Below are 20568 nucleotides of genomic sequence, written 5' to 3'. Positions count from 1 at the left end.
AGGCGGGGGCTACTTCTTCGCTGGCTCGATGTGGTTCAGCCTCGCCAGCTTGCGCACGTATGCGGCGGTGAACGGCGACCGGTTGGTGACGTCCGTTGGGCGTGCGCCTGCCCGGAGCGCGTTCAAGACGTCTGTGATCGCAGCTTCGCGCGCCTCCTCGTGTGCCTTCTCGGTGCGCCTGTACTTCCGGGTGCTCGTGTCGAGCGCTTCCAGTGCTTCGTCCTTGTCCATGCGCAACAGAGTAGCGCAAAGGGGTTGCGCTAGTCCATGGCGATCGCTACTGTGATGCGTAACGGAAGAGCGCAACACGGAAGCGCAACATGAAGACGCTTTGGAGGCACCATGACTCAGCCCTTCGACCTCGAAGCCATCCGATCCCGAGTCGACTCCTGGAAGGAGATCTACGACCACGAGCCCCAGGAGGCCAAGGACATCGACCAGCTCATCGCCGAGGTCGACCGCCTGCGCGCACAGATCGAAGCCAGCTCCGACTTCGACGCCCTGGCCCGTGACGAGCGCGACCACCAGGAGACGCAGCTCCTCGAAGAGCGTGACAACGCCATCGAGTGGGCGGACAAGCTCGCCGCCGCCATCGCCCCCTTCGAGGTGCGCGGCGAGCACTCCAATGGCAACAACCCGTGGGCGAATGCCCTCGACTACGCCCGGAAGCTCTGACCCAACGCAAGGCGGGACGTCCCCACCCGAACTGGGGGCGTCCCGCACCACCAGCAAAGCACACCAACCGGGAGAACCAATGACCCACATCGACCACACCCCGATCACCTACGGCGGATACGAGATCGGCGCCATCACCCGCACCGAAGCAGGGACCTGGACTGCGTGGCTGCGCAGCATCGACGGCGCCCGGCACTTCCCGGTCCACGACGGAAACAGCGACAAGTTCCCACACGAATCCGACGCCAAGGCAGCCGTGATCTCCGCGCACCGACGCGCTCAGGCCCACTCAAACCGCTAGGAGCCCCGATGGCCGTCATCGAATTCGCCGATTCCAGCCTCGCCGACTACTTCGCCGCCCGCGACCACCTCATCGCTGTGGGACTCCGCCACGGCTACGAGCTCGACACCGACCCCGACGACCACGAAACGGAGGACGACGAGTCATGACCCACCCACTCGACACCATCGCGCCCACCCCCGACCCCGACACCGCGACGTGCAAGGAGGTGGCCGGGTGGTTTGCAGCCCAAGCCCTGTTCCTCCTCGGGCGCGCGGACCGCCGCCGCGAGCTCCACGGGCCGGCCGACACCGTGCTCGGGCACGTCCTCGACATGGCCGCCGCACAGACCCTCATCACCCGCGCCCTGTTCGGGTCGACAACGTCCACGACCGCCGACCAGACCGCCCGCACGGTCCTGAACGCCGCACTCGCCGGAGACGACACCTCAGAGGCCGCCGGGGCCATCGCCCAGTGGGCCGGACACGACCCCGCCAAGGTCCGCGCCGCGGGCTACGAGTCCTAAGGAGTCTCCGGTGCCGAAGCCGCGTAAGCCCAGCCTCGTCCTCATGGGGCTCGCCCACAACCTCCCCGACCGGCGTACCGCGCTCGCGGACCTGCGCACCGCCCTGTGCCTGCACATCGGCGTGGACATGGCCGACATCGACCCCGCGTCCGGATACAACCGGTCCCTCGACTCGTACCTGCGGGTCCGGGCGACGTGGGTGAGGGCGCACGAGGAGAGCCCGGGCAGCGACTGGACAGCCCGGAGCTCCAAGGAGGCGCGGGCCAACTGGGAACGCGTCCGCCCGCAGTACCTGGCCGACCACCCGTGGCCCGAGGCGCCTGCGCTGCCCTCTGCGGAGGACATCGAAGCGCTCGCGGCTGCCAGGTTCATACTTGCCGCTCCCGCGTTCGAGGACGTTCCGCTCCCGAACATGCCCTGACACAGGTCGGGCCCCGGATGGAGAAAGCACCCGGGGCCCGCGCCACCACCCAACCACAGCAAGGAGAACACCGTGACCACCAAGATCACCGAGCACGCCGCACTCCGCGACGGACTCACTGCCTGCGGGCTGAGCACCTGGATCGAGCCGTGCGGTGGGTCCCTCGCCGCCGTGGACTGCGACGAGTGCCTGCGCACCCTCGCCGGGCTCGCCTACGGGGATGACCTGGACGTCATCGACCCCGAGCAGGTCCGCCGCTACGTCACCGCCCTGGAGTACGGCGAGGACGCGCTCAAGACTCCCCGCCACGCGCCCCTCACCGCCGACACCGACACCTAGGAGACACCGTGAACCTCACCGCCGCCCTGTGGAACGCCCTCTACCCCGTCGGAACGCCCGTGACCGTCTACCCCGGGGTCCGACCCCCGCACGGTCGTGCCATCGACACGCGCACGAGCAGCGCCGCCTACACCCACCAGGGCCACACCGACGCGGTGTTCGTCGAGGACTACAGCGGGTTCATCGCCCTCACCCACGTCGACCCGCGCTAACCCCAACCCACCGAGGAGAGACATGAGCACCAAGACCGACATCACCGCCATCGAACTGTCCCGCGCGATCGCCGCCCACGCCCCGTGCTGCATGTACGACATGCCCGGCGTCACTGCCGCCGTCGTCGCGACCCTCAGGGACCACGGCTACCCGATCGCCGACGACATCGACGAGAACGCGTTCACCGCCGAGGAGCGTGCTGACCTCGCTGACCGGCTGGAGTCCATCGCCGCGATGGTCCGCAACACCACCCGCTGACCCGACCTTGGGCGCCTTGACCCCGCGCCCACTCAGCCCGACCGGACCTACGGGCAGCCGGGGACCCGCAGCAGGCGCGGGACGGGCACCACACGCAGACGCAACGAGCACGAGGAGACCCGATGATCACCGAATACGAACGCCGCGCCCGCCTCAACGACCTTGAGCCCATGCGCGACAGGCTCCTCCGCGTCCTGCACGACGCCATGGAGGAACGCCCCAACCGCACCGACTGGATCGAGTACGAACGCGACCAGATGACCGCGGCCGTCAACCACGCACGGTTCACCCGCGGACTCCAGGCAGCGACCGCCGACGACATCCGCACCATCGAGGACACCGCAGTCGGGCACTCCGACTATGCCGCCAAGCTCGCGCTGCGGTGCGCCGAACTCGCGCTCGGCATACGGGCCGCCCGGTGAGGCACGACGAAGAGCCGACCACAAGGGCCGGCTCAGCGGGGTGGGGGTTCGTCGGCGGGGCGTTAGGCGTCCTTCTGTCCCGCGTTCCTGTGCTTGCGGACCAGCCGCGCCACGTAGTCGGCCGTGTACGTGTGGTCGATCGCGCGCGTGATCTCAGCAGGGCGATCCCCCTTGTCTGCCGCCTCCAGGATCGCCGCCTTCAGGTGATCCGGCGCTTCCCGGTAGACGCGCGCTGCCTCAGCCAGCTTCGTCCTCGTCATCTCGTCCATGCCTTTCAGGATGTCACATCACGTAGCGGGTTCCCGTTCAACAAGAACTCAGTTCGTGATCTGGTAACGTGTACTGAGTACGTACTATACACGTCGACTCACGACAGGACAGCTGTGACCGACCCTTTCGAGCCGCACGCGGCGACGCTCCAGCACATCGAACTCCTCGCGGACAAGCGTGACCGCCTGACCGCCGCTCAGATCGACGCGGAGAACCAGGTCATCCACCGGATTGCAGTCGAGTTCCACGCCGGTCGGATCAACGAACAGCAGCTCTACCGCCTGTGGCACCGAATGCGCCCGAATGCAGCCGAGAAGTTCGGCGCCCGGTGGAAGGCAGCCATGCCGAAGGCGAGCATCAACCGGCTCGTGACGCTCCACAAGCTCCGGGAACAGCGGGCGCAGGAGTACGAGCGGCGCTACAAGCCGAACGCTGACGGCTTCTGGTCGGGCGCATGGCCCGTGGACGGCGATCGCTGGCCGGATAAGGGGCAGTGCGTCGTCTACGTGCTCTACGACGCCGACAACGTTCCCTGCTACGTCGGCAGCAGCAAGGACTTCTACACCCGAGCCTGTGCCCACACCAGGGACGGAAAGAAGTTCGTCCGGTGGATGGCCTACCCCTGCGAGGACAGGGATGCCGCCTACGAACTGGAATCCCGCCTTCTTCGCGAGCACAAGCCCTACATGAACAAGCGCGTCTGACCTCTCTCAACCCACCCCCATCGTCCAAACCGATTCCGAGCATCAACGGGGGCGCCGCACATGGCCCGCAACTTCGCACAGTTCCAGTCCAGGACATGGACCGACGACCACTTCAAGTCCAACCTCACCGCGGACTCCCAGTGGCTCTACTTCGCCCTGCTCTCACAGCCCAACCTCAACGGCGCCGGGGTCCTCCCGCTCCAGGACCGGCGGTGGAAGAAGCTCGCCAAGGACATGACCGCGGACCGCATCGAAGGCGCCCTGGATGAGCTGTGCGCGCACTGGTACGTGCTCGTGGACGAGGAGACCGAAGAGGTCCTGATCCGGACGTTCATCCGCAACGACGGCCTGTGGAAGCAGCCGAACGTGCTCAAGTCCGCGCTGGGACACGCGAAGAACACCATGTCGGCCACCCTGCGGGCGGTCATCTGGCACGAGCTTCAACGGCTCCCGCTCGATGAGCTGCCCGACGACCGCGCCAAGCGCACCGGAACCCTTATCGAAACCCTTCGGGGAACCCTTCCGGGAACCCTTCCCGAAGGGTTCATGGAACCCCCCGCTAAGCCTTCCCTGCCCCCTTTCGGGGTGCCTGAGCAGGGAAACCACGCGCCGGTCATCCCGATCACGCGCTCCGCTCAGGAGAACCCGCAGGTCAACGACTCGCAGCCCACCCTTCCGGCGTCGCTCTGGGAAGGGTTCGGCGAAGGGTTTCCCCAAGGGTTCCCGGAAGGGTCCGGTGTTGGTGCAGGTGTAGGTGAGGGTGCAGGTGTGTCTTTGGGCAAGGAAGAAATTCCGAAGCCTGCGGCTTCGGCGCGCACTTCGCCCGACAACGCCGGAACCCTCGTCGCGTGGTGGATCGACCAGTGCAGCGAACGCCCCCCGAAGCGCGTCATCGGCCAGATGTCCAAGGAGATCAAGAGCCTCCTGGACGAGCCGATCCACCCCGACCACATCCGCAACGGCATCACCGCGTGGATGGCCAAGGAGTGCGGGCCCTCTGCCCTGGCCAGCTTCGTGAACCAGGCCATGAACACGCGCCCCCAAGCCGTTCACCCCAGCAAGTCCCTGTCCGGTGCTCGTGGCCAGATCGCGACCGCCGAACAGATCGCCTCAGGAGAAGTGGAGTTCCGACTGTGACCTTCGACCCCTACGACGACGCCGGGAACCTCGCCCGCGCCCAGCAGGAAGTCCTCGACGACCTCAAGAAGCAGGCCCTCGCACGCGTGCACGCCCGGCGTCCCTCGGTGTTCGACACCCCTGGCGAGCTGCACCCCGACATCGCCGTCTGGTGCGACCAGGTCCGCCGGGGGCGGGCCCCGCACCTGGTGCTGTTCGGCGGGACCGGGTCCGGGAAAACGTGGTCGCTGTGGAAGGCCGCCGAGCACCTCGCCCAAGCGGGTTGGCGTAAGCGGTTCGACGTCGTCGACACCTACGAGATCAAGACCGCCACCGACCTGCCCCAGGACGACAACCTGATCCGCCGGTGGAAGCACACCGACGTGCTCGCCATCGACGACCTGGGAGCCCAGGGCCTCAACGACTGGTCGCTGGACAGGTTGCACCCCATCGTCGACCACCGGTGGAAGCACGCCCTGCCCATGGTGGTGACGACGAACGTCGCGGACATGAGGGCCATGGTCGGCGAGCGCATCTCCTCCCGGCTGGCTGGCGCTTCTCTCGTCCGTTTCACCGACATCGACCACCGGAGGGTTTGATGACCGAGTTCGACGACATCGTGGGCGACCGGATGCCCCCGAACGACATCGAGGCGGAGCAGGCGGTGTTGGGCGGGATGCTGCTGTCGACGGACGCCATCAGCCGGGCGATGGAGATCGTGGCCGCGGGTGACTTCTTCCGGCCCGCGCACCAGATGATCTTCGACGCCATCACCGATTTGCACACCCGCGGCGAGAAGGTCGACGTGTTGGTGGTGAACACGGAGCTGTCCAAGCGCGGTGAGGCTTTGCGGTGCGGTGGTCCCGCGCACCTGTTCGGGTTGACGGAGAAGATCCCCGTCGCGGCGAACACCGGCTACTACGCGAAGCGGGTCAAGGACGTCGCGATCCTGCGGCGCCTGACGGAGATCGGTACGTCGATCTCGGAGCTCGGGTATGCGGGCGCGGGTGAGATCGGCGAGATCGTGGAGGACGCACGGGAGTTCATGGCGTCGGTGGACGCCACGCCCGTTGACGCGGATGCGCTCGTGGACACCGGGCAGGTGTTCCAGGAGTTGGTGGAGGACTTGGACGCCCCCGCGGACGTGTCGGGGTTGGTGCCCATGCCGTGGTCGGACCTCGCGCACGTCCTGCCCGGGTTGAAGCCGGGTCAGATGATGCTGATCGGAGCGCGGCCCGGTGCGGGCAAGTCCATCGCCGCGGCGGACATCGCCCGGCACGCGTCGATGAAGCACCAGATCGGCACGGTCATGTTCTCGCTGGAGATGACCCGCCGTGAGATGGGCATGCGGATCGCCGCCGCTGAGGGGTCCATCGACGTGGGGCGGATGTCGAAGAAGAAGATGACGTCCGACGACTGGGACCGGCTCGCCCGCGTGAAGGAGCGGTTCGATTCGGCGCCGTTCTGGATGGCGGACGACTTCAGCATCGGGTTGTCGCACATTCGGGCGCACCTGTCGCGGTTGACGCGCCGCCACAAGGTCGGGTTGGTGCTCATCGACTACCTCCAGTTGATGTCTCCGGGCGGTAAGGCGGAGAACCGGCAGATCGAGGTGTCGGCGATGTCGCGGGGGTTGAAGAAGCTCGCGGGTGAGTTCGGGGTCGCGATGGTCGTGCTCTCCCAGCTCAACCGTGAGTCGACGAAGCGGGCGGACAAGCGTCCCCAGCTTTCCGACCTGAGGGAAAGCGGGTCATTGGAGCAGGACGCCGACGTGGTGCTGATGCTGCACCGCGAAGACCTCCAGGAAGAGGACTCGCCGCGCTCCGGTGAGGTCGACCTGCTGTTGGAGAAGAACCGCGGCGGCAAGCCCAAGGTGACGGTGACGTGCGCGTTCCAGGGCCACTACTCGCGCATTGTCGACATGGCGGGGACGGGGTGGGGGCAGTGACCCCGGCCGCGCCGAACCCCCGCACCCCCTCAATCCCCTTCACTTCCAAGGAGACCTCGTGACCATCACCCTGTCTGACTTCTTCTGCGGGGCCGGCGGCTCCTCCACCGGTGCCATCCAGGTTCCCGGCGTGAGTGTGGCTTTGGCCGCGAACCACTGGGACCTCGCGGTTCAGACCCACAACACGAATCACCAGGACGCGATGCACGACGTCGCGGACCTGTCGCAGGTCGACCCCAAGCGGTACCCCACCACCGACATCGCGTGGCTGTCGCCGTCCTGCACCAACCACAGCCTCGCCAAGGGTGTGGCCCGGTCCTCGCAGCAGCCCGACCTGTTCGGTGACACCCTCCCCGACGTTGCCGCGGAACGCTCCCGGGCCACCATGTGGGACGTGGTGCGGTTCGCGGAGCACCACCGGTACCGGGCGATCATCGTCGAGAACGTCGTCGACGCCCGCGAGTGGGTGCTGTGGCCAGCCTGGTCGGCCGCACTGTCGGCGCTCGGCTACGACTTCAAGGTCATCAGCCTGAACTCCATGCACGCCCAAGGCCTCGGAGCGGGCGCCCCGCAGTCCCGAGACCGCCTGTACGTGGTGGCGTGGCGCAAGGGTGAGACCGCCCCCGACCTGGACAAGTGGACGCGCCCGAACGCGGAGTGCACCATGCACGGCCAGGTGCGCGCCGTCCAGGCGTGGAAGAACCCCGACAAGCGGGTGGGGAAGTTCCGGGCCCAGTACGTGTGGCGGTGCCCGTCCGTGGAGTGCCGCAACTCGGTCGTGGAGCCTGTGGTGCGTCCGGCGTCGGATGCCATCGACTGGTCGCTGCCCGCGGCGCGCATCGGGGACCGGCTCAAGCCGCTCGCGGACAAGACCATGAAGCGCATCCGTGACGGGTTCGCGTCCTACGCCCGGCCGGTGCTCGTGCCTGTGGAAGGCCGTGACGGGAAGGTGGCGCGCCCCTCCGACGAACCGATGCGGACATGCACGACCCGCAACGAAACCGGCCTGGCCGTGCCCCCGTATGTGGTGGAACTGCGCGGCGTCGGGTCCAAGCACCGGGCCGTGTCCGACCCGCTGGCGACGGTGTGCGCGTCCGGCAACCACCACGGCCTGGCGATCCCGGACCTGATCGCCCCCTACTACGGCAACACCGCGGCGCGCCCCGCGGGTGAGCCCCTGCCGACGGTGACGACGGTGGAACGGCACGCGCTCCTCCGCGGCGGTCTGGTCGCCGGGGTCGAAGACCTGGGCTTCCGGATGCTGTCGCCGTCCGAGTACGCCGCGGCGATGAGCTTCCCCGACGCCTACGTGATCCTCGGCAACAAGCGGGAGCGCGTGCGCATGGCCGGGAACGCCGTCACCCCGCCGGCCGCCCGGGACCTCGTGGCCGCGGTCGTGGAGGCGTTGACGGGCGAGGTGATCGACCGTGTGGCGCCTGCTGTCGCGGTTGCGGCTTGACGCATAGGTGCGCCCCGCCAGCTGGTATCTGGCGGGGCACGCCCCCAGTGTCGCATCGCACCACAGCCGCCCGTAACCCCCGGGTCCGCCCCGACGTAGGGCCGACCGCTGTAGACCGCTCAGATTTCTGCCCTATCTGCGAAATGAGGCTCTTATGAAGAAGCGACCCGACCCGGTTGGCACCCGAGGCTGTGTCTGTGCCGGGTGCAACCACTCGTTCACGTCACCGTCGGCGTTCGACAAGCACCAGAAGCGCAACAAGGCCACGGGCCGGTTCGAGTGCCACCACCCGTCCACGGTCGGGCTCGAAGCGCGCGTGAAGAACGGCGTCGAGGTGTGGGGCGCCCCGGGGTGGATCACCGCCGGGAAGCCCATGCCGTGGACGCCCGCCGCCTGACGGCGTGTTCCGCCCTTCACGTGAGCCGACAGGGGCACGAACAGCCTCTGTCGGCACCCCCAGGCAGACTCAAGAAAGTGGAGCGCTCAGCGCTCACCTGAAAGCCCCTAGGAGGGGACATGTCCACCGAACCCGAAGACGACCAGGTCCGCATCAAGAGCCTCAACATCGTGGGCGGCGTCGCCACCTTCGACCTCCTGCCGCCCGAGTCGTTCGCGAACGCGTTCGTTGAAGCGGCCCGCGCGTCTCTCGAAGAGTTCAACGCCGAGAACTACGTGGAGTACGAGATCCGCGACGGCAAGACCGGTGAGCGGTTCGCCGTGGTCGTGCAGCGCGTCGGGAGGCTGACCCCTCACCACGCGCGGCTGGAAGCGGAGAAGGAACGCGACGAGGCGCGCGCCACCAACCAGCGGCTCCGCGACGAAGCGCCTACCGCCGACGCCTGGGACCGTCTCAAGGCCGAGATCCCGCGCCTGTACGGCCGTGAGTCCGCCGACAACCTCCCGCATGACAGTGAGTACGTGACCGCGCTGCATGACGTGCTGGCCACGATGAAGCGCATCGAGAACGGCAGCCCGCTCGTGGGGGAGGCGTGATGGACGCCCGCCGCACGCGCCTGACGATCTTCTTCGCCGTCCTCCTCATCGCAGGCGTCGCAACCACAGCCCTGTGGGCCTACATCATCACGACACGAGGCCCACAGCTCATCGACAACCTGCCCGTGATCGCCGGGGCAGTCGGCTTCATGGCCGCCATGCACATCATCAAGTGGCGGTGGCCAGCGACCGCCCGCGCCATTGACACCGTGCTGGTCGTCTGCCTCGTCGTTGCAGCGGCCTACCTGGTCGCCAGCGGGGGACTGAACACGACCACGGTCATCGTGTGCGGTTTCGCTGTGCTCGCCGTCGCTGTTGAGGTTCGCGGTTGGTTCAAGCGGCGCACAGGAGCCCGCCCCGCAGAAGGACACGAAACCCCAGCTCCACACGACACCAAGGAGAACTGACATGTCCGAGGATCAGACCGTGTACACCGCCACCCACGAGCACGTGCCCGCCGCCGAGCGAGACGCGTGGCTGGAGGGCTACCAGTTCGCGCTCGTCAACTTCCACGACGAGCCCGTGCAGAACGACCGCGCCCGCTACCTCGCAGGCGAAACCGACACCACCAAGGAGAACTGACCCATGGCTCTGCCCAGCATCACCGTGACCGCGCGTCTCGTAGACGCGCCTGAGATCAAGTGGTCCCAGTCGGGCACCGCGATCGCGAAGCTCCGCCTTGTGTCCAACGCCCGCAAGCTCAACAAGGACACCCAGCAGTGGGAGGACGGATCTACCTGGTGGGGGCGCGGTACCGCGTTCGCCCGCACCGCCGAAGCCATCGCCGAAGCCAACCTCCAGAAGGGCGACCTCGTGACCGTGCGCGGGGACGTCGAAACCCAGCAGTGGGAAACGGATGGGCAGAAGCGCAGCGCGGACGAGGTGATCATCCGGGAGATCGGGAGGGCGCTCACCCCGCCCCGCCAGCAGTCCGGCAGCTTCTCGGCTCCGCAGGGCGGCTACAACCCCGCACAGGGCGGTCGTGGCCAGGTCGACGTCGACCCGTGGGCCGCACCGCAGCAGGCCACCTCCGAACCTCCCTTCTGAACCGACCATCCCGTGGGTGCCCGTTCGCGCGGGCACCCCAACCAAGGAGGACACCGTGAGCATCTACGGCACTGTCTGTTCCATCGACGACCCCATCACCTACTACGGGTCCCACGTCCACCCCTACGAGGACTTCCCCCGGGACGGCAACGTGGACGTCGCGGTCATCCCCGACCACATCGAGGACCACGACGACCTCACCCGCCTGTCCGTGCACGACGCATCCGGCGGGAACGCGTGCGTGCTCCTCACGAAGGAGCAGGCACTCAAGATCGGGCGGGCGCTACTGGGCCTCGACCCCGACGAAGCCGACGCCGCGACGGAGCTCACCCGGCACGACCAGAACCACGGCCACTACGAGGAGGGCAAGTGAAGTTCCGCACGGGCGCATCCGGACGCACCCTGAGGGTGCAGATCGGTGACCACCCCGACGACATGGACCTCCTCATCGGGATCGTCGACACCACAGACCAAGCCGACATCATCGTCAACGCCGTGAACGCCGTCGCGCGCATCCGGGAACTCCACCGGCCCGTCCGCCGTGGCGAGAACGACGGCCCGTGGTGCAACGCCTGCAACAACGCCGCCGACCTCATCTTCAACGGGCCGCGCCTCAGTACCGTCCGTCACCCCTGCCCGACCATCCGCGCGATCGACGGGAGCGACGATGAGTGACCTGGAACAACTCCTCACCACCATCACCAACGCCACCGACTGGTTCCTCCTCCGCATCATCGAACGCGGAGAAACACCCGCCTGCGACGAATGCGCACCCCGGGCCCGCGGGGAACGCGTCCGCCAATGCGCCCTCCCATGGGGGCACACGAGCGAACACGTCTACCTGCGCACCTACACCATCAACCACCTCGACGACCACGGCACCAACCCGCCCCTATGCCTGGACCCGGGCGACGGCGGGCACTGCCTGCTCTCCCACGACCACACCGGACCCCACGACCGCATGGGCCTGGATGAAGCCGACCGCCGATGGGGCAACCCCAAGCCGCGCAAGGAGGCCGACGATGAGTGATCTCGTGGAGGATCTGCACGCCGAACTCGCCGACATCCACGGCGTCACCCCCGGGCACAGCCTCACCGGGGACTACGCGGCGCTCAAGGGCGACGCGGAACGGCTCGCGCGGGTGCGTGACGAACACGTGCGCGGACTGGAGCAGGAGAATAAGCGGCTCCGCACGCTGATCGACCACCTCGACCAAGGCGCCTACGAGCGAGCCCTCGCGCGGACACAGCAGACATGAGAGACGGGGCGCCCCATCCGGACGCCCCGCCATGTCCCCCATGACCCTCATCGTGTTGGACGGCACCCACGATAGCTGAAACGCATGGTCACCATGCCCAACGGCTATCATGAGCGGGTGCACACCCGGGAGGACACGTGTCGCAGCCCGCCCCACCCGCCACACTCACCGCGACCCCAGCGCAGCGACTCGACCAGGCAGAGCAGCAAGCCGAAGAGGAACTCGTTGCGGTCATCGCTGCGGCCGTGGCCGCTGGGCTGACCGGTACCGCGCTCCTCGCCGCCGTCCCTGCGCTCACGAACGTGCTCAACAAGGCTGCGAACGCGGGGTGGACGATCGGGTCGCAGATCGTGCTGGGAGCGGCTGTGGGGTGGCGTCCACGCTCGCACACGTTCACCCCGGAACCGCTGCCGACCAGCGTTGAACAGGACGTGCTCGCGGTCGTCGAAGACGTCGCCAAGAGGATCGACGCGGCCTTGGCGGGGGAGCCGCCCGCCAGCGAGCAAGCTCCGGTGACGCTCACGCCGGCCGCTGTGGAGTTCGACAGGTTCCGTCGGCGGATGGCCCGTCTTGCGGTGGTGAAGATCCACCAGGCCACGTCCGCGGCGACGTTCTCCTACGCGCGCTGGTTGGGGCTCGACCTCGAATGGGTGACCAGGCGGGACGGGAAAGCGTGCGTGGTGTGCACCCGCATGAACGGACGACGGGCAGCGGCGGGGGAGCGGTTCACGGTTCCGCGCGGTCGCGGGATCCCACGCAAGCTGTGGGCTGGGTTTCAGGGGTTGCCGCCGAGTCATCCGAATTGCCGGTGCCGTTGCGTGGCGCGGAACCCGCGTCCGACATGACGAACGGGGCCTGCATCCCCCGATGGCAGACCCCGCCCAATCCCCCGTGAAAGCGCTGCTCCCACAGGCCACATGGTACGACCTGCGGGGGACTCGTGAACTACCTGATCTGCCGACTCTGCGCATCCGAGATGGATTCCGGTGTGGTGTGCTCGCCGTGCGTGGGAGCTCTGGCCGCTGACCTGCGGGCACTGTGGCCGACCGGTGACCTACACGGGCTCGACACGGACCTCGACATCGCCATTGCCAAGCTGGCGGTATTCCCGTCGGGCGGGGGAGGGCGCGGGTCGTCTGAGCCGCCGCTACCGATCAACGACACCGCCAGCGACGTGCGCCGTCACCTTCACTCCATGCTGTCCACGTGGTGCCGCCTCCTCCTCGACGAGCACGGCGGGGACACCCCAACCGACACGATCCCCAGCATGGCCCGCTACCTCCACTCGCGGACGTCCATCATCCGTGTCGCGGAGTGGGGCGAGGAGTGCGTGGTCGAACTGAGGGGCGCGGTCCGGCGGGCACGCGCGGCCGTGGACCGGCCAGCGGAGCGCATCTACGCCGGCCCTTGCCCCACCTGCGAGGGCGCCGTGTACGGGCTGGCAGGGTACGACTCTGCCCGGTGCCCGCGTGAGGGCTGTGGGGGTGTGGTGGTGGACCCTGAGGGGCGGCGTGCGCAGGCTGTGCGGGCTGCTGTGGAGGCGGCCCCGGATCAGCGTGTGACGGCGGCTGAGGCGGCGATGGCGTCGCGTGCGTTGGGTAAGGCGATCGGGGAGCGGGCCGTCAGGAAGTTGGCGGCGGCGGGGAAGATCACGCCCGTGTCGACGGTGCGGCCCGTGAAGTACCGGTTGGGCGACATCATGGACGTGGTGGACCAGAAAGCGAAGGTGGCATGAAGACTCGGAAGACCAAAGGCCACGGCGGAAGCACTAAGACCGTGGCGCGAAACGTCCGCCGATTCAGGGAAGCCCAGGGGCTTTCGGCCGCCAAGCTCTCGGCTCGCACGGCTGAGCTGGGCTACGAGATCCCCCGGGAAGGGGTTAACAAGATCGAGGCTGCGGCTGATGGTCGGCCCGGAGCTCGGCACATCAACGCAGACGAACTCGTGGTCTTGGCCCTTGCTCTGAACACCACACCAGTCGCTCTGCTACTCGGCACCCCGGACCGCGCGAACGACACCGTTGAGCTCACTGGCGCCGGCGAGACCACCGCCGGCCAAGCATGGGCATGGGCGACCGGAGACGCCCCTGCTCCCCCACGCGACCCGCAGGAAGCACCTGGCGAGCAACACGTCAGGCACACCCTGTACCAGGCCTACGGGCGGCCGGGGTGGAGGTCCCAGAAATGACGAAAGGCCCCGCCCACCGTGAGGTGAGCGGGGCGGGTGAAGCGGGATTCAGTTCTTCGCGGGCAGGTCGGGGCGCTCCGTGTGCGGGGTCAGGTACCCGGCGGCGAACGTCACCGCCAGACTGACGACACCGACGACGACCGCGTCGATCGCGGACACGTCCACCGTGGGGAGCACGGTCGCCGCGAGCGGGGTGAGGATGGACGCGATCGCCGCGATGACGACCTTGGCTTCAAGACGCATGGATCTCTCTTCTCTGTGCTTGGGGTTCATTGCCAGGACCAGCCGTCGGGTGTCATGTGACGGGCTCCTCCCATGCGGCGGCCCAGGTGTTGGCGCCGATGAGGCCGTCCACGATGAGGCCGGACTTCTCTCGCTGGAAGGCGCGGGCGACCCCTTCGGTCTGGGGCCCGTACAGCCCGTCCGGGGTGATGACCCAACCGCGGTTGCGCATGCGGCGCTGCCAGCGCTCCAGTTCGTCGCGGTGCGAGTAGAAGCCCGATACCGAGTAGGACGGCCCGGAGCGGGGGCCGAAGTACCAGCCCTTGGGGAGCGGGAACGCCGGCGCGCTGGTCGTAGGCGGCTTCGGCTTGGGTGCCTTCGGCGGTGCGGGCTTGGTGGGTTCGTCCACGTCCGGGACGTCGGACCCCCACACGGCCGCGCGCCGGAAGGTGCCGTCGCGCACCATGGCGTAGGCCTTCTCGCCAGGGCACGAGGTGGAGTTGAAGTCGCGGTGGCCCTTGACGGTGCTGCCGATCGACGACTGCGGTTCCATCAGCCAGGACCGCAACTGGCGGACGGCGTTGATCTGCGCCGGGGTGACCTCGTCGGTGGGGCCGGTCGCGAGCGTGCACGAGTAGTAGGTCGAGTTCCCGCCGGGCTGTGCGGCCTGGGACTTGAAGAGGCCGCGGCCTTCCATGACGTACCCGTGGGCGCACGCCATGAACGAGTACCCGATGTCGGTCCAACCCCTGCTGGGTCCGGTGTGGAAGCCGCGGGTGCGCTTCCAGTACGCCTCACACGCGCTGTGCGGTTTGTCCGCGAGGCGCTGGTTGGAGCTGTCGTAGTGGATGACGAGTCCGGAGCGCGGGTTCGCGGATCCGGCGGGCGAGTACGGCGACCATCCGAAGTCGGACCGCCACTGGAGCTTGTCGGGTTGGGGCATGGTGCCTCCTGGGCATGAAAAAAGCCCCACAAAGGGGCAAGGTATGAAAAATCGGACCTACCGCTTCGCGCGGTGCTTCCCACGCTGAGACGACCAGTGCACCGCCCACACGAAAACGATCGCGCCAGACGCCACCAGGTACACCACCACCCGGGCCAGCTCATGCCCCGGGAACTCCGGCCACCACGACCGCAGCGACGCCAACGTCAACACCAGAGCCAGAGCAACAGCGACCGTCATCACCAACCGGCCGCCCGGGTTGTCCCACCACCGCCACCGTGCGTAATCAGCAACGAAGAGCCACATCAGCACGGCCGCGATCACTGCTAGCACGCTGCCCACCTCATACATCTGACTCCCCTCGCAGGGCGGCCCACACCATCGGGCCGAAGTTGTTCCTGTCGCGCAGCCCCGTCAGGCGCCTCACCACATCGCTCACCTCCGCCTGACGCTCCTGCGTCTGTGCGGTGGCGCGCTCGGTGAGCTCGCGGATCTGTGCGACTTCTTCTTCCGTCACGGGGGGCGGGCCGAAGCGCAGCGCAACACGGATGAGCCAGGACTTCATTAGCCCTCCCCAGGGCCGTGAGATGCGACCTTGCGGATTTCCTCTAAGGCGTAAGCCGAGGTGCGGCCCACTTCCAGGAGTTCGCGGACCTGCTGCTGGTTGGCGCGGTTGTCCTCGCGCAGGAGTTCGTTGTCGGCGAGGAGCGCTTTGATGCGTTCGTCGCGTGCTTCGAGGATCTTGTCGACGGTGGACGCGGGCATGAGGCGTCCGGTGTAGACGAGCCAGAACGCCGCGGCGAGGAGGCTGCCTGCGCCGCCGTAGGGCACGAGTGCCGCGAACTGGGCCACGTCCATAGGCGGGTCTCTACTCCTGAGGCATAGGTGGCGAGGGCGGGTAGTCGCGCGCCACCCCGGGCGGGGTGTCCTCGGGCTGCCGGGGCAGAGCGGGACGGCCACGCGCCTGGCCGCGCCGGGTGGGCCTCTCGGGCATCACCCGGATCGGCGGCGGCTCCTCGGGCACCTTCTTCGCTGCTGGCACGAAGCCTCCTAGGTGAGCGGTTCCACGATCACAGCGTTCTGGTAGTTGAGGTCGAACTTCTGATCGGCCCCCCACGCGGTGGACCCGCTGATCCGCCACACCGGGGTCAGCGTGTAGTCGGCGTTGCCGTTCAGGTCCAGGTACACGGCCGCGGACTGCTGCCGACCGGAGTTGGTGGCGGACCCGGCCCCTGTGGAACGGATCATCGCGGCGCGGGTCAGGTCGGCGGCGACAGTGGAGGACCCCGACAGACGGAACCCCAGCGAGATGGTGCTGGCGTTGGTGTTGTTGTTGATGCCGCACATCGCGATCGTGACCCGCACCCGCCCCGACCAGCCGGTAGTGAAATCCACGGCGGGCATCTGCCCGGCCGTGAAGTCGTGGAAGGACCCGTCACCGTCGATGGTGGGTTCGGCCACCATGTCGGTACGCACGGGGGCGTGGCGGTCCGCGAGGATGCTGTGCGTGTCCGCGAGCTCCAGGACACCGTCGCTGGTGGCGTCGATCGCGTCCGCGACACCGTCCCATTCGCCCTGCACAATGTGGCGCTGCGCGGAGTAGGTGGCGCGGGTGTACGCCCGCTCTGGCCGGGCGCCCTCCAGGTGGAACATCGACCGCCGTTGGTACTCCGGGCCGGTGTTGTCCGACCACTCAGGGCCCTGCATCGACACAGCGGCGATGTCGGACCCGTACCGCTGCGTGAAGATGTACCCGGCGCCTTGGGCGTCGTCAGGGTCAATGGCATCAGGGGCCGTGATCCGGATCCTGGAGTAGTCCGTCAGAGACTCGATCTCCACTTCCGAGCCGCTTCCGGAGCGAGCAGACAGCCGGGTGCTGTCCGTGAGGGCCGACAGTGACACCACGGGGCTGGTCGTCGGATCGGACACGTCGGAGTACATGACGAGCTGGCTGATGCCCGACGCTGCGATCATCGCTCCGACGGGTGTGGTGGCGCTCGTCTCGTCTGCCCACACGGAGAATTCGGCTTGGGTGTCGGTGGCGGCGAGCTGTGCGCGGGCGTCGCTGGCGGAGGTGGCGCGAACGCGCACGACCCCTGACGCGTCCTCGATGACGCCGATGTTTCCTGTGCCGGAGTCGATGGTCATGCGGGAGCCGGTGATTTCGGAGCCGGTGATGTCGCCGGAGAAGAGGGCGTTGCCCGCGCTGTCGACAGCGAACACGAGCGCGTCGGACGCGTCGTAGCCCTTCAACCCGGTGGGGTCGAGTTCGACGCGTGCCCCGCCGGGGGTGCCCGCGATGATGCGGGTGCCGAGCACGAGGTCCGCTTCGAGCTTGGAGGCGGTCACAGCGGCAGCCTGGATGTGTCCGGCTTCGATGGCTTCGGCGGCGATCTTGAGCGCCGTCACTGCCTCCGCCTGGAGCTTCGGAGTGGAGATCGCATCGTCCGCGATCTCCGTTTCCGTGATGGACCCGGGCGCGATGTCCGTGACCGCGTCCGGTACACCCGAAGCCTGTGCGGACGCCGTCCCCGACACGCCCCCGGTACCGACCGGGACCAGGATCACGTAATAGGTGGTGCCGACGGTCAGTGGGGTGATGGGCACGGACCCGCCGGCGCGGGGGATCGACACCTGGAAGGTGGTCGCGTCCGGGATGAACCCGTCGACCGTGCTGACGTGCACGTTGACGTGGTCGAAGTCCGCGGGAAGCGCCAACTCGGTGTCCGCGAGCGTGCCGTCCCAGGCGACCACCAGGCCCGACGCCATCGCCGTCACCGTCGGGGTGGACGGCGCCGGGGGAGGGTCGCCGCCCTCCACGGTCGTGGTGACAGTCCCATCGGGCTGGTACCCGAACCGCATCCGGGTCGCACCCGTGTCGTCGCGGACCTCCAGCGCCTGCCCCTCCTCCAGGGAGGAGTGGGCGAGCTGTGGGGCGCGCTGGGCACGGCGCAGCGCGGCGATCTCCTTGCGCTGCGACGCCAGCTCCCGCGCGAACTCATCCAGGACCGCGCGGGTCTGCGGGTCCAGCTTCATCCGGTACCTCCGTAGACGAATCGGTCCGACCGGGAACAGCGCACGGTGACGTCGCCGGTGTCAGGGGAGTGGGTGAACCCGGTGATGCGCACCCACAGGGACGTTGGCTGCCAACCCCTTCGGGTGTGGACGAGCACGTCGTCACCGACGTCGAACGAGCCGACGCGGGCGTTGGGGTGGTCGCGGATCGTGAACCCTGCGATGTCGACGAGCTCCACGGAGCGGCGGAGTTCGTCGCCCGCTTCGGCCTTGAGCGCGGCGGCGTTCGTGATCTCGGCGCGGTCGATCGGCTTTGCCCTGCGCAGTCGGGTGGGGTCGCGGCGGGACACCGACTGACGGAGCTTCTTCGAGCCTTCGCCTGCGCCGAGCCCGTACACGGAGTTGTAGTAGTCGTGGCCGGATCGGGTGATGGGGACGAGGTCGTCGATGTTCTCGCCCTCGCGGAACACCAGCCCGGTTTGGCGACGGCCGAGGCGCGGGTACCCGAACTGCAACTCGCGGACGACGGCTTCCTTGGTGGTGTCGGCCCACCGGTAGGTCTCGCGGTAGTCGAACGCCGCCTGCCTGGCCAACTCGTCGATGGTGCGGCCGACTTCCAGGCCGTCCCACCAGGCCAACTGGTACTTCCAGTACGTGGATTTGCCCGATGCGGGGATGGGTGGGCGGTCCTTCTTCGGGTTCCAGATCTTGTCGATCGGGATGGGTGTGGAGTGCACCGCCTTGGGGTCGTCACCGAGGCTGCCATCCGCGTCCAGGGCGCGGGCGTTGTACCACTCACCCACCCGGTACGGGGTGCTAGTGGACGCGTAGGTCACCCCGAGGTCCCCGTCAGGCTGGGCTTGGAGGTGGTCCCACAGGGCCCGCACTACATCCAGCGGGTCCACGCCGTTTCCGGTGGCCCCTTCGGTTTTCCCGCCCCACGTGAGGGTTTCCGTGAGCGGTTGGCCGCCCGGGTAGCGGGTGAACCCGTCGATGGTGAGTGCCAAGTTGGAGCCGACGATCTTGGCGTCGGTGACCAGGCCACCGCCACGCAGTTGGTTGGAGGCTTCCGCGAAGATCCAGGTGCCCCACTCCGCGAGGAGCAGGTCGCCGTCGTCAGCGAGCAGATCCGTGTACTCCGGGTCGATGGTCGCGGTGATCTTGTACGGACCCGACAGGGCAGGCGACACCGACACGTCCGACAGCGGCAGGTCGCGGTGTAGCCACTCACCCGACGTGGCGCGCTGTGCGTAGTACCGCCACATCACGACGCCCCAGAAACCGGGACCTCGTTGAACATGAGCCGTACCCCGGCGTGCATGTAGTCGTCGGCTCGCAACCGTCCGCCCACCGTGTCACCGGACACCTGCATGCGCAGCTCAGCGGTCACACCCCGCAACTCCGAGGGGATGTCCACGTCATCGAGCACCGACATGTGCACCCGGTAGCCGTTGGTGTCGGAGAGTTCGTTGTGGTTGTACGCCCCGGTGGTTGTGAGGATTTCGTCGGTGCCCGCCTTCAAACTGATGCGGGTTTCACCCCGGGCGTCGGTAGACCCGGACCCGGAGTAGTCGGAGGGGAAGTAGCCCGCGTTCGCCCACGTGGCGTCCACCTGGACCTGTGTGGCCCACTCGGGAATGTCCACGGTCCAGGTCAGGTCGGGCCAGTTTTCCCAGTTCGGTGTCTGGATGTTGCCCGCGTAGTCGATCGGGTCAAAACCCTGCTGGGTGCGGATGACGTACTCGGTGCGGGGCTGGAGCATCGTGCGCAGGTCCGTGATCATGTCCTGCGTGATCGTGGCCGTGGACACGGGGATGTCGATCCGGGCCAGCGCCACGCCAGTCGTGCCCGAGGGCACCTCGGTGGTGTCGGAGGCGACGCCCTCGATGATGCGGAAGTAGTAGATCTTGTCCGTGGCCGGGTCGTGCACCCACGGGGTGCCGTCGATGCCGGGGTCTTCGGTGCGCAGGATGAGCAGGTCGGAGCGTCCCCCGCCGCCGTCCGTCGCGGTGACCGGGACTTCTTCCTCACCGACGTTGTGGGCGTAGTACGAGCCCTGAAACACGGCCTCCTGCCCGTACATGACCGCAGCCCCGGCCGCGACGCGCACCGACGTGCCCGGCACCGCAAGCTCCTGCACTTCGAGGTCGGCGGGGTCGACGATGCCGTTCCCGGAACGGGTCGCGGAGGTCAGCATCAGCCGGGCGATCTGGGGTGAGGATCCGGCGCCTTCGACCGCCCACGAGTCAACCTGCAAAGTCACGGGGACCT

Annotated in this window: 37 protein-coding genes; 26 read left to right on the top strand and 11 right to left on the bottom strand. The window is 68.0% G+C overall.

Annotated features, from left to right (window positions below):
• Positions 1-9 precede the first annotated feature (9 nt).
• The gene (locus ADL05_RS26175) at positions 10-231 is read right to left on the bottom strand and encodes a hypothetical protein (RefSeq protein WP_053619673.1); all 222 of its coding nucleotides are present in this window, start codon (positions 229-231) and stop codon (positions 10-12) included.
• Positions 232-342: 111 nt separating this feature from the next.
• On the opposite strand from ADL05_RS26175, the gene ADL05_RS26170 reads away from it, so the two are divergent.
• From ADL05_RS26170 to ADL05_RS26135, 9 genes are all read left to right on the top strand, one after another.
• Entirely contained in the window at positions 343-675 is a 333-nt protein-coding gene (locus ADL05_RS26170; protein WP_053619672.1) for a hypothetical protein, read from the top strand.
• 79 nt (positions 676-754) lie between these two features.
• On the top strand, positions 755-976 hold the full coding sequence (locus ADL05_RS26165; RefSeq protein ID WP_053619671.1) for a hypothetical protein: 222 nt from the start codon (positions 755-757) through the stop codon (positions 974-976).
• An 8-nt stretch (positions 977-984) separates the two neighbouring features.
• Positions 985-1125 carry a hypothetical protein gene (locus ADL05_RS30875; protein WP_156366049.1) on the top strand — a complete coding sequence of 47 codons (141 nt, stop codon included), beginning with the start codon at positions 985-987 and terminating at the stop codon, positions 1123-1125.
• Complete coding sequence (locus ADL05_RS26160) at positions 1122-1481, top strand: hypothetical protein (RefSeq protein WP_053619670.1); 360 nt, start codon at positions 1122-1124, stop codon at positions 1479-1481. Before ADL05_RS30875 ends, ADL05_RS26160 begins: the two co-directional genes overlap by 4 nt.
• A 10-nt stretch (positions 1482-1491) precedes the next feature.
• A complete protein-coding gene (locus ADL05_RS26155; protein ID WP_053619669.1) occupies positions 1492-1902 on the top strand; it encodes a hypothetical protein in 411 nt (136 codons plus the stop codon).
• Positions 1903-1974: 72 nt separating this feature from the next.
• A complete protein-coding gene (locus ADL05_RS26150) occupies positions 1975-2241 on the top strand; it encodes a hypothetical protein (RefSeq protein ID WP_053619668.1) in 267 nt (88 codons plus the stop codon).
• A gap of 8 nt (positions 2242-2249) precedes the next feature.
• The gene (locus ADL05_RS26145; RefSeq protein WP_053619667.1) at positions 2250-2453 is read left to right on the top strand and encodes a hypothetical protein; all 204 of its coding nucleotides are present in this window, start codon (positions 2250-2252) and stop codon (positions 2451-2453) included.
• A 22-nt stretch (positions 2454-2475) separates the two neighbouring features.
• On the top strand, positions 2476-2712 hold the full coding sequence (locus ADL05_RS26140; RefSeq protein WP_053619666.1) for a hypothetical protein: 237 nt from the start codon (positions 2476-2478) through the stop codon (positions 2710-2712).
• A 122-nt stretch (positions 2713-2834) separates the two neighbouring features.
• Complete coding sequence (locus ADL05_RS26135; RefSeq protein ID WP_053619665.1) at positions 2835-3134, top strand: hypothetical protein; 300 nt, start codon at positions 2835-2837, stop codon at positions 3132-3134.
• Positions 3135-3196: 62 nt separating this feature from the next.
• On the opposite strand, the gene ADL05_RS26130 is transcribed toward ADL05_RS26135, so the two are convergent.
• On the bottom strand, positions 3197-3403 hold the full coding sequence (locus ADL05_RS26130) for a hypothetical protein (protein ID WP_053619664.1): 207 nt from the start codon (positions 3401-3403) through the stop codon (positions 3197-3199).
• A gap of 114 nt (positions 3404-3517) precedes the next feature.
• On the opposite strand from ADL05_RS26130, the gene ADL05_RS26125 reads away from it, so the two are divergent.
• The 17 genes from ADL05_RS26125 (at position 3518) to ADL05_RS30865 (ending at position 14117) form a co-directional block, all read left to right on the top strand.
• Entirely contained in the window at positions 3518-4108 is a 591-nt protein-coding gene (locus ADL05_RS26125; protein ID WP_053619663.1) for a GIY-YIG nuclease family protein, read from the top strand.
• Between the two features lie 60 nt (positions 4109-4168).
• Positions 4169-5245 (top strand): hypothetical protein, encoded by a 1077-nt coding sequence (locus tag ADL05_RS31340; RefSeq protein ID WP_053619662.1) that lies wholly within the window; start codon positions 4169-4171, stop codon positions 5243-5245.
• Entirely contained in the window at positions 5242-5823 is a 582-nt protein-coding gene (locus ADL05_RS26115; RefSeq protein WP_053619661.1) for an ATP-binding protein, read from the top strand. The genes ADL05_RS31340 and ADL05_RS26115 overlap by 4 nt, the downstream gene beginning before the upstream one ends.
• Positions 5823-7172: a replicative DNA helicase gene (locus tag ADL05_RS26110; protein WP_053619660.1), complete on the top strand. Its 1350-nt coding sequence runs from the start codon at positions 5823-5825 to the stop codon at positions 7170-7172. Before ADL05_RS26115 ends, ADL05_RS26110 begins: the two co-directional genes overlap by 1 nt.
• 58 nt (positions 7173-7230) lie before the next feature.
• A complete protein-coding gene (locus tag ADL05_RS26105; RefSeq protein WP_053619659.1) occupies positions 7231-8631 on the top strand; it encodes a DNA cytosine methyltransferase in 1401 nt (466 codons plus the stop codon).
• A 154-nt stretch (positions 8632-8785) separates the two neighbouring features.
• Entirely contained in the window at positions 8786-9028 is a 243-nt protein-coding gene (locus ADL05_RS26100; RefSeq protein WP_053619658.1) for a hypothetical protein, read from the top strand.
• Between the two features lie 119 nt (positions 9029-9147).
• Positions 9148-9624 (top strand): hypothetical protein, encoded by a 477-nt coding sequence (locus ADL05_RS26095; protein ID WP_053619657.1) that lies wholly within the window; start codon positions 9148-9150, stop codon positions 9622-9624.
• Positions 9624-10031: a hypothetical protein gene (locus tag ADL05_RS26090; protein WP_053619656.1), complete on the top strand. Its 408-nt coding sequence runs from the start codon at positions 9624-9626 to the stop codon at positions 10029-10031. Before ADL05_RS26095 ends, ADL05_RS26090 begins: the two co-directional genes overlap by 1 nt.
• A gap of 1 nt (position 10032) precedes the next feature.
• Positions 10033-10206: a hypothetical protein gene (locus ADL05_RS30870; RefSeq protein ID WP_156366048.1), complete on the top strand. Its 174-nt coding sequence runs from the start codon at positions 10033-10035 to the stop codon at positions 10204-10206.
• A gap of 3 nt (positions 10207-10209) precedes the next feature.
• Entirely contained in the window at positions 10210-10671 is a 462-nt protein-coding gene (locus ADL05_RS26085) for a single-stranded DNA-binding protein (protein WP_053619655.1), read from the top strand.
• A gap of 55 nt (positions 10672-10726) precedes the next feature.
• On the top strand, positions 10727-11044 hold the full coding sequence (locus ADL05_RS26080) for a hypothetical protein (protein ID WP_053619654.1): 318 nt from the start codon (positions 10727-10729) through the stop codon (positions 11042-11044).
• Complete coding sequence (locus tag ADL05_RS26075; protein ID WP_053619653.1) at positions 11041-11346, top strand: hypothetical protein; 306 nt, start codon at positions 11041-11043, stop codon at positions 11344-11346. The genes ADL05_RS26080 and ADL05_RS26075 overlap by 4 nt, the downstream gene beginning before the upstream one ends.
• Positions 11339-11701 carry a hypothetical protein gene (locus ADL05_RS26070; RefSeq protein WP_053619652.1) on the top strand — a complete coding sequence of 121 codons (363 nt, stop codon included), beginning with the start codon at positions 11339-11341 and terminating at the stop codon, positions 11699-11701. The genes ADL05_RS26075 and ADL05_RS26070 overlap by 8 nt, the downstream gene beginning before the upstream one ends.
• Positions 11694-11930, top strand: coding sequence for a hypothetical protein (locus ADL05_RS26065; protein WP_053619651.1), 237 nt, complete (start codon positions 11694-11696; stop codon positions 11928-11930). Before ADL05_RS26070 ends, ADL05_RS26065 begins: the two co-directional genes overlap by 8 nt.
• Positions 11931-12067: 137 nt before the next feature.
• A complete protein-coding gene (locus ADL05_RS26060; RefSeq protein ID WP_053619650.1) occupies positions 12068-12775 on the top strand; it encodes a hypothetical protein in 708 nt (235 codons plus the stop codon).
• 95 nt (positions 12776-12870) lie between these two features.
• Complete coding sequence (locus tag ADL05_RS26055; RefSeq protein ID WP_156366047.1) at positions 12871-13665, top strand: hypothetical protein; 795 nt, start codon at positions 12871-12873, stop codon at positions 13663-13665.
• Positions 13662-14117 carry a helix-turn-helix domain-containing protein gene (locus ADL05_RS30865; RefSeq protein WP_156366046.1) on the top strand — a complete coding sequence of 152 codons (456 nt, stop codon included), beginning with the start codon at positions 13662-13664 and terminating at the stop codon, positions 14115-14117. Before ADL05_RS26055 ends, ADL05_RS30865 begins: the two co-directional genes overlap by 4 nt.
• Positions 14118-14165: 48 nt before the next feature.
• Here ADL05_RS30865 and ADL05_RS26050 read toward each other — a convergent pair whose 3' ends face one another.
• The 9 genes from ADL05_RS26050 to ADL05_RS26015 are packed head-to-tail and all read right to left on the bottom strand — an operon-like array spanning position 14166 to position 20560.
• The gene (locus tag ADL05_RS26050) at positions 14166-14360 is read right to left on the bottom strand and encodes a hypothetical protein (protein WP_053619648.1); all 195 of its coding nucleotides are present in this window, start codon (positions 14358-14360) and stop codon (positions 14166-14168) included.
• Positions 14361-14412: 52 nt separating this feature from the next.
• Complete coding sequence (locus ADL05_RS30095; protein WP_082376897.1) at positions 14413-15282, bottom strand: N-acetylmuramoyl-L-alanine amidase; 870 nt, start codon at positions 15280-15282, stop codon at positions 14413-14415.
• Positions 15283-15339: 57 nt separating this feature from the next.
• Positions 15340-15615 carry a hypothetical protein gene (locus tag ADL05_RS26040; protein WP_156366045.1) on the bottom strand — a complete coding sequence of 92 codons (276 nt, stop codon included), beginning with the start codon at positions 15613-15615 and terminating at the stop codon, positions 15340-15342.
• Between the two features lie 10 nt (positions 15616-15625).
• Entirely contained in the window at positions 15626-15847 is a 222-nt protein-coding gene (locus ADL05_RS26035; protein ID WP_053619646.1) for a hypothetical protein, read from the bottom strand.
• Positions 15847-16140 carry a hypothetical protein gene (locus tag ADL05_RS26030; RefSeq protein WP_053619645.1) on the bottom strand — a complete coding sequence of 98 codons (294 nt, stop codon included), beginning with the start codon at positions 16138-16140 and terminating at the stop codon, positions 15847-15849. The genes ADL05_RS26035 and ADL05_RS26030 overlap by 1 nt, the downstream gene beginning before the upstream one ends.
• Before the next feature lie 10 nt (positions 16141-16150).
• Positions 16151-16324: a hypothetical protein gene (locus ADL05_RS30860; protein ID WP_156366044.1), complete on the bottom strand. Its 174-nt coding sequence runs from the start codon at positions 16322-16324 to the stop codon at positions 16151-16153.
• Between the two features lie 8 nt (positions 16325-16332).
• Entirely contained in the window at positions 16333-18318 is a 1986-nt protein-coding gene (locus ADL05_RS26025; protein WP_053619644.1) for a hypothetical protein, read from the bottom strand.
• On the bottom strand, positions 18315-19562 hold the full coding sequence (locus ADL05_RS26020) for a hypothetical protein (RefSeq protein WP_053619643.1): 1248 nt from the start codon (positions 19560-19562) through the stop codon (positions 18315-18317). Before ADL05_RS26020 ends, ADL05_RS26025 begins: the two co-directional genes overlap by 4 nt.
• Positions 19562-20560, bottom strand: coding sequence for a hypothetical protein (locus ADL05_RS26015; protein ID WP_156366043.1), 999 nt, complete (start codon positions 20558-20560; stop codon positions 19562-19564). The genes ADL05_RS26020 and ADL05_RS26015 overlap by 1 nt, the downstream gene beginning before the upstream one ends.
• Positions 20561-20568 lie beyond the last annotated feature (8 nt).

The organism is Nocardiopsis sp. NRRL B-16309 (assembly GCF_001279585.1).
GTDB lineage: Bacteria > Actinomycetota > Actinomycetes > Streptosporangiales > Streptosporangiaceae > Nocardiopsis.
This window is presented reverse-complemented; position numbering and strand designations above follow the sequence as displayed.

Excerpts from the sequence above, each read along its gene's own strand:
- ADL05_RS26175 (WP_053619673.1), bottom strand. The coding sequence starts at position 231 with ATGGACAAGGACGAAGCACTGGAAGCGCTCGACACGAGCACCCGGAAG.
- ADL05_RS26170 (WP_053619672.1), top strand. The coding sequence starts at position 343 with ATGACTCAGCCCTTCGACCTCGAAGCCATCCGATCCCGAGTCGACTCC.
- ADL05_RS26165 (WP_053619671.1), top strand. The coding sequence starts at position 755 with ATGACCCACATCGACCACACCCCGATCACCTACGGCGGATACGAGATC.
- ADL05_RS30875 (WP_156366049.1), top strand. The coding sequence starts at position 985 with ATGGCCGTCATCGAATTCGCCGATTCCAGCCTCGCCGACTACTTCGCC.
- ADL05_RS26160 (WP_053619670.1), top strand. The coding sequence starts at position 1,122 with ATGACCCACCCACTCGACACCATCGCGCCCACCCCCGACCCCGACACC.
- ADL05_RS26140 (WP_053619666.1), top strand. The coding sequence starts at position 2,476 with ATGAGCACCAAGACCGACATCACCGCCATCGAACTGTCCCGCGCGATC.
- ADL05_RS26135 (WP_053619665.1), top strand. The coding sequence starts at position 2,835 with ATGATCACCGAATACGAACGCCGCGCCCGCCTCAACGACCTTGAGCCC.
- ADL05_RS26130 (WP_053619664.1), bottom strand. The coding sequence starts at position 3,403 with ATGGACGAGATGACGAGGACGAAGCTGGCTGAGGCAGCGCGCGTCTAC.
- ADL05_RS31340 (WP_053619662.1), top strand. The coding sequence starts at position 4,169 with ATGGCCCGCAACTTCGCACAGTTCCAGTCCAGGACATGGACCGACGAC.
- ADL05_RS26110 (WP_053619660.1), top strand. The coding sequence starts at position 5,823 with ATGACCGAGTTCGACGACATCGTGGGCGACCGGATGCCCCCGAACGAC.
- ADL05_RS26100 (WP_053619658.1), top strand. The coding sequence starts at position 8,786 with ATGAAGAAGCGACCCGACCCGGTTGGCACCCGAGGCTGTGTCTGTGCC.
- ADL05_RS26095 (WP_053619657.1), top strand. The coding sequence starts at position 9,148 with ATGTCCACCGAACCCGAAGACGACCAGGTCCGCATCAAGAGCCTCAAC.
- ADL05_RS26090 (WP_053619656.1), top strand. The coding sequence starts at position 9,624 with ATGGACGCCCGCCGCACGCGCCTGACGATCTTCTTCGCCGTCCTCCTC.
- ADL05_RS30870 (WP_156366048.1), top strand. The coding sequence starts at position 10,033 with ATGTCCGAGGATCAGACCGTGTACACCGCCACCCACGAGCACGTGCCC.
- ADL05_RS26085 (WP_053619655.1), top strand. The coding sequence starts at position 10,210 with ATGGCTCTGCCCAGCATCACCGTGACCGCGCGTCTCGTAGACGCGCCT.
- ADL05_RS26070 (WP_053619652.1), top strand. The coding sequence starts at position 11,339 with ATGAGTGACCTGGAACAACTCCTCACCACCATCACCAACGCCACCGAC.
- ADL05_RS26065 (WP_053619651.1), top strand. The coding sequence starts at position 11,694 with ATGAGTGATCTCGTGGAGGATCTGCACGCCGAACTCGCCGACATCCAC.
- ADL05_RS30865 (WP_156366046.1), top strand. The coding sequence starts at position 13,662 with ATGAAGACTCGGAAGACCAAAGGCCACGGCGGAAGCACTAAGACCGTG.
- ADL05_RS26050 (WP_053619648.1), bottom strand. The coding sequence starts at position 14,360 with ATGCGTCTTGAAGCCAAGGTCGTCATCGCGGCGATCGCGTCCATCCTC.
- ADL05_RS30095 (WP_082376897.1), bottom strand. The coding sequence starts at position 15,282 with ATGCCCCAACCCGACAAGCTCCAGTGGCGGTCCGACTTCGGATGGTCG.
- ADL05_RS26035 (WP_053619646.1), bottom strand. The coding sequence starts at position 15,847 with ATGAAGTCCTGGCTCATCCGTGTTGCGCTGCGCTTCGGCCCGCCCCCC.
- ADL05_RS26030 (WP_053619645.1), bottom strand. The coding sequence starts at position 16,140 with ATGGACGTGGCCCAGTTCGCGGCACTCGTGCCCTACGGCGGCGCAGGC.
- ADL05_RS26025 (WP_053619644.1), bottom strand. The coding sequence starts at position 18,318 with ATGAAGCTGGACCCGCAGACCCGCGCGGTCCTGGATGAGTTCGCGCGG.
- ADL05_RS26020 (WP_053619643.1), bottom strand. The coding sequence starts at position 19,562 with ATGTGGCGGTACTACGCACAGCGCGCCACGTCGGGTGAGTGGCTACAC.